This window comes from Bacillus sp. GbtcB14 (assembly GCF_019091205.1).
GTDB lineage: Bacteria > Bacillota > Bacilli > Bacillales > Bacillaceae_G > Bacillus_A > Bacillus_A cereus_AG.
Genome location: NZ_JAGXJT010000339.1, coordinates 1 through 231, shown reverse-complemented (window position 1 = coordinate 231; position 231 = coordinate 1). Strand labels below are relative to the sequence as shown.

The window sequence follows — 231 nt, the reverse complement described above, 5'->3', positions numbered from 1 at the left end:
ATCCATACATACTATCATATTCATTACTTTTTATATATGTAAACGATCTTTTATTGGTGCAAACACACTAAAACCGCCAATTATTCGGCGGTTTTGTCGTACTTACACAGTTTATATTGCAGCGTTTGGCGAGGGATACCTAACATTTTTGCAGCTTGTATTATATTCCCTTCCGTTTCAATTAACGCTTGAACTATTAATTCCTTTTCCGTTTGATGAAGTGCTTCTCTA

Annotated in this window: 1 protein-coding gene; it reads right to left on the bottom strand. The window is 34.6% G+C overall.

From position 1 onward, the window contains the following. Positions 1 to 80 precede the first annotated feature (80 nt). Positions 81 to 231 (bottom strand): helix-turn-helix domain-containing protein (locus KVT31_RS30075; protein WP_302747111.1); only part of this gene is annotated, 151 nt, incomplete at its 5' end.